The 8352-nt window shown below is 71.3% G+C and carries 5 protein-coding genes; 2 read left to right on the top strand and 3 right to left on the bottom strand.

Going from position 1 to position 8352, the window contains the following annotated elements:
• Positions 1-234: 234 nt before the first annotated feature.
• Together G5C65_RS25920 and G5C65_RS25925 are read right to left on the bottom strand one after the other, a co-directional pair.
• The gene (locus tag G5C65_RS25920; protein WP_165301352.1) at positions 235-1164 is read right to left on the bottom strand and encodes an NAD(P)-dependent oxidoreductase; all 930 of its coding nucleotides are present in this window, start codon (positions 1162-1164) and stop codon (positions 235-237) included.
• Entirely contained in the window at positions 1157-2053 is an 897-nt protein-coding gene (locus tag G5C65_RS25925) for an NAD(P)-dependent oxidoreductase (protein WP_165301353.1), read from the bottom strand. Before G5C65_RS25925 ends, G5C65_RS25920 begins: the two co-directional genes overlap by 8 nt.
• A gap of 154 nt (positions 2054-2207) precedes the next feature.
• Between G5C65_RS25925 and G5C65_RS25930 the strand changes: the two genes are divergently transcribed.
• Entirely contained in the window at positions 2208-5288 is a 3081-nt protein-coding gene (locus tag G5C65_RS25930) for an AfsR/SARP family transcriptional regulator (protein ID WP_165301354.1), read from the top strand.
• 90 nt (positions 5289-5378) lie between these two features.
• On the opposite strand, the gene G5C65_RS25935 is transcribed toward G5C65_RS25930, so the two are convergent.
• Positions 5379-6836, bottom strand: a complete 1458-nt coding sequence (locus G5C65_RS25935) for a cation:dicarboxylate symporter family transporter (protein WP_338146663.1) — start codon at positions 6834-6836, stop codon at positions 5379-5381.
• Positions 6837-6976: 140 nt separating this feature from the next.
• Between G5C65_RS25935 and G5C65_RS25940 the strand changes: the two genes are divergently transcribed.
• A partial coding sequence (locus G5C65_RS25940; protein WP_165301356.1) for a sensor histidine kinase occupies positions 6977-8352 on the top strand: 1376 nt, incomplete at its 3' end.

The raw sequence follows: 8352 nt of genomic DNA on the forward strand, positions 1-8352 counted from the left end.
GGGCACGAGGGCCTTTCTGGTCGGTGCAGACATCACAATCCACACCGAACCCGGAAGGCCCTCACCCATTCAAGATCCCTCAACCGAGACCTGCCTCACCGTCCACAACCTCCCGAGACAGAACACCTAGGCCCCGGGGGCGTGGCCGGGAAAGCCGGTGAGGCCCGAGCTATGCCGGTGAGGCCCGAGCTACGAGGCCAGCGTGCAGGTGTGCCAGGGTGGAGTTGCCTCTTGTCAGCGGTGCCCATCGCCCGGTCGTCCCGCGCTCTGCGTTCCGTGCTCTGCGGTGTCTCGTGGTCGCAGCAGCTCGAACACGCTGGAGAAGCTGTCCTGCCCGTGGCCGTCGGCCGACCGCTTGTCGAGCAGGGCTTTCAGCGGCTCATGGACGTCAGTGGCGATACCGCTGGTCAGGCTGAGCTGGATGAGGCTGTCGACCCCGGCCCGGTTGAGGTCGACCGTGGAGACCCCGCCCGCATACGCCGATTCTCCTGCCTCGCGCGCCAGTTCGGGCAGGAACTCGGCCATCCCGTGCAGCCATCGGGCCGCCAGCGGGGCGAACGCCTCAGGGGCGGTACCCACCGGGTCGAGCACTGCCGCGGCGTGCAGAAACCCCGTGAGGGCCGCGTATCCCGTACCCAGCAGGGCCAGATCATGGATCTCCGCGGAGCCGGGGTCGGTGCCGAAGTAGTGTGCCGGCGCCATCACGTCCAGCTCGCGCCGGTACCTGGTGAAGGCACGTTGGGATCCGCTGTAGAGGAAGAAGCCCTCCGGGGTGGCGACGGTCTCGGGGAGGGCCATCATGGCGCCGTCGAGGTAGTCGGCGCCGTGCCCGGCCGCCCAGGCGGCCAGGTCGCGGGCGTGGTCGGGGGTGCTGTTGGCGAGGTTGACCACAGTGCGGCCCTGCAAGAGGGCGGCGGTGGGACCGAGGGCCTGTCGAACCGCGGCGTGGTCGAGGAGCGGGGCGATCACCAGTGGGCCGGCCTCGACCGCCTCGGCCGTCGTGGTCGCGCGGATCGCGCCTCGTGCGACGAGTGTGTCGGCTTTGGCCGCGGTGCGGTTCCATACGGTGACCGGGTGGCCGGCGTCGAGGAACGCGGAAGCAATCGGGGCGCCCATGCGGCCGAGGCCCAGGACCGTGACATGGGACTTGGACTGTTCAGGCATTCCGCTCACCCTTCGTGATCGTCTCGATGACGCCGGCGATGCCGCTGGAGCCGTGTCCGGTGGCCACCGCCCGATCCAGCAGGCTCCCGATCAGCTCCGGTACGTCGGTGCCGAGGCCGCGGGCCCGGCTGGTGTCCACGAGGTGCTCCATCGCTGCGGCGTGCACCTCCACGGTGCCGTCGTCGTCCGGAAAGTGGCCGTTCTTGATCTGGCGGGAGTGGTCGGCCATCAGCGAGGTGACGAACGGCATGTGTTCCGTCGCCACCGCCGCGAAGGCGGCGGGGTCGACGCCTGCCGAGCCCGCCAGGGCGACGGCGTGGTAGAAGCCCGCCAGCGCACCCCAGGCCATGCCGAACAGCGCGGTGTCGTACACCGGAGCCAGCGCCGGGTCGGCGCCGAGGTGGACCGGGTTGCCCAGGCTCGCCAGCACCGGCCGGTGGGAGGCGAAAGCCTCCGGGGAACCGCTGAAGACGAACAGCGCCTCGGGCCGCCCGACAAGACGCGTACCGCTCATGGCCGCGCCGTCGAGGTAGTCGGCGCCGTGCCCGGCCGCCCAGGCGGCCATCGAGGCGGCTTCCTCCGGAGTGCCGGAGGTCAAGTTCACCAGGACCCGCCCGCTCAGGCGCGGCGCCACTGGCCCGAGCAGATCGCTCACGGTTGTGTAGTCCGGCAGGCAGACCACGACCAGGGGGCTGGTGGCGACCGCCGCTTCGACGCTCGCCGCATGGACGGCGCCCTGGGCGACGAGTGCGTCGGCCTTTGCGGCGGAGCGGTTCCATACGGTCGTGGTGTATCCGGCGGTGAGGAATGCCTGGGCGAGCCGTGTGCCCATCTGTCCCAGGCCGATCACCGACACCGTGGACTGCTCGTAGCTCTCGTTCTCCGACATGAGGTGACTCCTGGTTCCTTGCTTCTTCGGCTGACTGCACCGGACGGTTCGTTCGGTGCGTGTCCTCACTGTGCCGACCGGCGCTGGCGGGACTCTGTCGGTGCGCTGTCGGTCCCCGGACGGCGGCTGTCACCTGGCCGGATACGCTGCAGCCATGTACTTCTCGGTGCTCGGCCCGCTCACCGCCCGGACGAGGGCCGGCCACACCGTCGACGTCCCTGAGGCGAAGGTGCGTGCCCTGCTGGCCGCGCTGCTCGTCCACGCAGGGCAGCCCGTCTCGGCCGACCGACTCGTGGATGATCTTTGGGGCGGACGGCCGCCCGGGAATCCCGCCGGTGCCCTGCAGACAAAGATCTCGCGGCTGCGCCGCGCCCTGGCGCGGGCCGAACCCGGGGCCGAGGCGCTGGTGGAGTCGAGACCTCCGGGATATCTGCTGCGAATCGGCCCCGGGGATGTGGACTCCCACCGGTTCGCCGACCTGACCGCCACCGCATACGGCACCGAGGACCCGCGCACCCGGGCGGATCTGCTGACCGAAGCGTTGGAGCTGTGGACAGGGGAAGCCTTCGCCGGCCTCGGTGACCTGGAGTTCCTGCGCGCCGCGGCCGAACGCCTCGCCGAGCAGCGTCTCACCGCCCTGGAGGCGCTCGCCGAGACCCGCCTCGAAATGGGCCAACACCACATGCTGGCCGGGGAGCTGGATGAGCTGTCGGCCCGCCACCCGCTGCGGGAGCGGTTGCGCGCCGTCCAACTGCGTGCGCTCTACCGGGCCGGGCGGCAGGCCGAAGCTCTGTCTGTGTACGACGAATTGCGCAAGCGGCTGGCCGACGAACTGGGCGTGGACCCCAGCCCCGAACTGGCCGCCCTGCACCAGGCGATCCTCGAACACGATGCGGCCCTTCAGGCGCCTCCCGCCTCCCCAGAGAGGAGGTATGGCGAGCCGGCGGTTCCGCTGACCGACCTCATCGGCAGGAAGGAAGCGGTGCCCGCGCTGGGTGAACTTCTCGCCACCCACCGGCTGGTGACACTGACCGGGCCCGGCGGGGTGGGCAAGACCCGCCTGGCGGAGGAGGCGGCCGGCCGCGCGGCCGACGCCTACCCCGACGGCGTACGGGTGGTCGGGCTCGCCGGATCCACCGAGGTGGCCGAGCAGCTCAGCGCCGCCCTGGGCGTACGGGAAGAGGGGGCGCTGGGACTGGAGGACGCGCTGCGTTCGAGGCGGCTCCTCCTGCTCCTGGACAACTGCGAGCACGTCGTCGACTCGGCGGCCGACGTCGTGCGCCGGGTCCTGGCGGCCGCACCCGGGCTGAGCGTCCTGGCCACCAGCAGGGAGCCTCTCGGCCTGGCCGCGGAGGTGGTGTGGACCGTGCCGCCGCTGTCGCAGGCCGACGCCGAGGAACTGTTCGCCGCGCGGGCCGCGGCCGCCGCACCCGGATTCGCCGTCACGGAGGACAACGCGGAGGCCGTTGCGACGATCTGCCGCCGGCTGGACCGCATGCCTCTGGCCCTGGAACTGGCCGCCACCCGGGTTCGTGCGCTGGGAGTGCACGAACTGTGTGCCCGGCTCGACGACAGGTTCCGTCTCCTCGCCGGCGGCCGGCGCGGCGTGCCACCGCGCCAACGCACCCTCCGAGCGGTGATCGACTGGAGCTGGGAGCTGCTCGGCGGCGACGAGCGAAAGCTCCTGCGCCGTCTGGCCGTCTTCGCCGATGGCTGCACCCTCCAAGCAGCCGAAGCGGTGTGCGGCGGCACGGGCCAGGACGTCCTCGACTCGCTGATCCGACTGGTGGACCGCTCACTCGTCACCGTGTCCGAAAGCCGTCGCTACCGGCTGCCGGAATCGATCGCGGCCTACGCCCGTGAACGGCTGACAGAGGCAGGCGAGTCCGACGCCTTCGAACGGCGTCACCAGTCCTACTACACCGAGTTCGCCGAACGGGCCGCAGCCCGTCTCCGCGGGCCCGAGCAGCAGAGCCGGCTGACTCGCCTCGACCACGAAAGCGCCAACCTGCGCACGGTCCTGGAACGCGCCGTGCAGCGGAAGGATGCCACCGCGGCCTTGCGCATGGCGCTCGCCTCGACCTGGTACTGGTTCCTGCGCGGTCGGCTGAGCGAGGCCCGGCGAGCGCTGGGGGAAGCCCTGCAAACCGGCGGTGACACGCACACATCCCTCCGTTCCCGAGCTGCCGTCTGGTACGCCGGGTTCACCCTGCTGGCCGGGGAGGGACAGAACAACGCGGTCCATCCGCCCGAGATGACAGTCGACAGCGAAGCCGATGGCGCACGTGCCGCATGGTTCCTCGGCTACGCCTCGCTCAGTGCGGGTGACGATGTGGCCCGCAGCGAGACTCTGGTGGGCCGAGCCCTGACCGGCTTCCGTTCAGCAGGCGACGTCTGGGGCATCGCCGCGGCACAGAGCACCCGGGCCACGCAGGCCCTGCTGCGCGGTGACCTCGCCGCAGCGCGCCATAGCGCCGAGGACGGCCACGCGCTCTTCACGGAACTCGGTGACCGCTGGGGACAGTTGCAGACCACCTATCCACTGGCGGCACTGGCCGCGATCACCGGCGACTACGCGCACGCCGCACGACTGCACCGGGATGGTCTCCAGCTGGCCGAGGAACTGGGCTTCTGGCCGGATGCCGCCGACCGGCTCACCGGGCTGGGCAGGGTCGCCCTCCTGACCGGTGACTTCCCTCGGGCCACCGAGCTCCACCGCAAGGCGATGGCACTGGCCGCTGAACACGGCTACGCAGCGGGCGAGATCCACGCCGAAATCGGTCTCGCCCTCACAGCCCGGCGCGAGGGCGACTTCGACCGCGCCGAGAAGCACCTCCGTAGAACCCTCACCTGGCACCGCGAGGTCGACTTCGGCCCCGGCCCCGCCCTTCTCCTCGCCGAACTCGGCTTTCTCGCCGAACAGCGCGGTGACGCAGCTGCGGCCATGTCGCTGCACCACCAGGGCCTCTCCGTCGCCCGTGACAGCGGCGACCCCCGGGCTGTGGCCCTCGCCCACGAGGGGCTCGCTGGGGCCTACGTCATCGCGGACCGACCCGTGCAGGCCGCCCGCCTCCTGGGCGCAGCTACCCGGGCCAGGGAGCACTGCGGCGCCGCGCTCCCGGAGGCCGAACGAGGCGACGTCGAACGCATCACAGCCAAGGCGCTCGCAGCGCTGGGCACGGAGATGTTCGCTGCTGAGTTCTCTGCTGATGAGGCGACGAGTAGCGAGGGCTGAGGAACCTGACACGGTCACCGTGGCGGTTCCCCCCAGCATCTACCGGTCCCTTGCCGAGCACGAGAATGCGTACGGCCCTCCGTGGCCGGGTCAGGCGTTCACCTTGTCGGGGGTCCCCGGGGGCTCCGGGGCGTCCGGGCCCTCTGGGGCCTCTGGGGTCTCGGCGGCCTCCGGGGTGCCCGGTGCGTCCGGGGACGACTCGTGCGGCTCGTGTCCCTCGTCGGCCAGCAGCGTCCGCTCGTCGAAGGGGATCTTCCCCGCGAGCACCTGGCCCGCGCGCTCCCGGTCGATCTCCTTCGTCCAGGTGCCGACCAGCACCGTCGCCACCGCGTTGCCCGCGAAGTTGGTCAGGGCGCGGGCCTCGCTCATGAAGCGGTCGATGCCGACGATCAGTCCGACCCCGTCCACGAGTTCGGGGCGGTGCGACTGGAGGCCGCCCGCGAGGGTGGCGAGCCCGGCGCCGGTCACGCCCGCCGCGCCCTTGGACGCGATGAACATGAAGATGAGCAGCGAGATCTGCTGGCCGACCGACAGCGGGTCGCCCATCGCCTCGGCCACGAAGATCGACGCCATCGTCAGGTAGATCATCGTGCCGTCGAGGTTGAACGAGTAGCCGGTCGGCACGGTGATGCCGACGACGGGCTTGCTGACGCCCAGGTGCTCCATCTTCGCGATCAGCCGGGGCAGCGCCGACTCGGACGACGAGGTGGAGAGGATCAGCAGGAACTCCCGGCCCAGATACTTCAGCAGCGAGAAGATATTGACGCCCGTGCAGATCCGCAGGATCAGGCCGAGGACGACGAACACGAACAGGAAGCAGGTGATGTAGAAGCCCACCATGATGACCGCCAGGGACTTCAGCGCGTCCGCGCCCGTCTCCCCGACCACCGCCGCCATCGCGCCGAAGGCGCCCACCGGCGCGGCCCACATGACCATCGCCAGCACCCGGAAGACCAGCCGCTGCAGATGTCCGACGCCGCGCAGCACCGGCTCGCCCGCGCGCCCCATCGCCTGCAGCGCGAAGCCGACGAGCAGGGCCACCAGCAGCGTCTGCAGCACCTCTCCCTCGGTGAACGCCGAGACCATGGTCTTGGGGATGATGCCCAGCAGGAACTCGACGGTGTCCTCGCCGCCCTCCTTGGCCTGGTCGGCGCCCGCGTCCCGGGCCGCATCGGTGATGTGCAGCCCGCTGCCCGGCTCCAGGACGTTGCCGACGGCCAGCCCGATGGCCAGCGCCACCAGCGACATCAGCAGGAAGTAGCCGAGCGCCAGCCCGCCGACCGCGCCGACCTTGGCGGCCTGCCGTACGGATCCGATGCCCAGTACGATCGTGCAGAAGATGACCGGCGAGATCATCATCTTGATCAGGGCGACGAACCCGGTTCCCAGCGGCTTCAGCTCCGTCGCCACGCCGGGCGCCGCGAAGCCCAGCACCACGCCCAGCACCACGGCCGCGATCACGCCGATATAGAGGTAGTGCGTCCGGTCCCGCCGGGTCCGCGCCGCCTTCACCTGCTCCGCTCTCGCCTGCGGTGTCTTCTCTGACACGTCCCGGCTCCTCGTCGATCCGTATGTGCGCCATTGCGTCAACGACTCGTAACAAGTCCCGGCGACTATGCATCGGCGCGTGACCGGCGTCACCATTACGTGCATTACGTGCATGAATTCAGCCACGGCAGACTGAGGGGATGCGCACCCCCCGCCGGCACCGCCGCCGTCCCCGCAGTCTGGCGGGGCAGCTGTTCGCGATGCAGGTGGTGCTGGTGACGCTGGTGGTGGCGGGCGGCGCGGTGCTCGCGTACGTCAGTGCGCGCGGCCAGGCCGAGGACGCGGCGCGCCGCCAGTCGATCGCGACGGTCCGCACCATCGCCGACTCGCCCTCGATCCACGAGGCCATCGGCACCTCCGACCCGTCGGCCCGGCTCCAGCCCTACGCCCAGCGCGTCCGCCGGGGGACGGGCGTCACCTGGGTGACGATCATGAACCCGAAGGGCATCCGCTGGACGCACCCGAGGCCGCACCTCATCGGAAAGCGGTTCTCCGGCCACATAGGCCCGGCGCTCAAGGGGCGGACGTTCACCGAGACCTACACCGGCTCCTTCGGCCCCTCGGTGCGCGCGGTGGCGCCGATCCGCGACCGGGACGGTCGGATCGTCGGGCTGGTCGGCGCGGGCATCACCGTCGAGCGGATCAGCGAGCAGGTGCGCGGCCAGCTCACCGGGATCATCGCCGTCGCGCTGGCCGCGCTGGCGCTGGGCGCCGTCGGCACCTATCTCGCCAGCGTCCGGCTGCGCCGCCATACGCACGGTATGAACGCCGCCGAGCTCAGCCGGATGCACGACTACCACCAGGCCACGCTGCACGCGGTACGCGAGGGGCTGCTGATGCTCGACGGCCGGCGCCACGTCGCCCTCGTCAACGACGGGGCCTGCGAGCTGCTCGGGCTCGAAGCGGACAGCGCGGTGGGGCGCAGCGTGGCAGAGCTGGGCCTTCCCCGGCCGCTGACCGGGGCGCTGCTGGCGTCCGAGCCCCGGGTGGACGAGGTGCATCTGACCGCCGAGCGGGTCGTGGTCGTCAACACCTCGCCGGTCGACGGCGGTGAGCAGCGCGGCACCGTGGTCACCCTGCGCGACCACACCGAACTCCAGTCCCTCGCGGGCGAGCTCGACTCGGTGCGCGGCTTCGCGGAGGCGCTGCGCTCGCAGGCCCACGAGGCGGCGAACCGGCTGCACACCGTCGTCTCGCTGATCGAGCTGGGGCGTACGGAGGAGGCCGTGGACTTCGCGACGGAGGAGCTGGAGCTGGCGCAGGAGCTGACCGACCGGGTGGTGGGCGCCGTGGGCGAACCGGTGCTCGCGGCGCTGCTGCTGGGGAAGGCGGCTCAGGCGAACGAGCGGGGGGTGGAGCTGACCCTGACGCCGGACAGCGCACTGGACGACACCGGGCTGCCGGCCCGGGACCTGGTGACGCTGCTGGGCAATCTGATCGACAACGCGGTGGAGGCGGCGAGCTCCGCCGCCCCCGAGCCCCGCGCGCTCGCAGGCCAGGGCGCGATGGGAGGGAG

The organism is Streptomyces boncukensis, assembly GCF_011045075.1.
Lineage (GTDB): Bacteria > Actinomycetota > Actinomycetes > Streptomycetales > Streptomycetaceae > Streptomyces > Streptomyces boncukensis.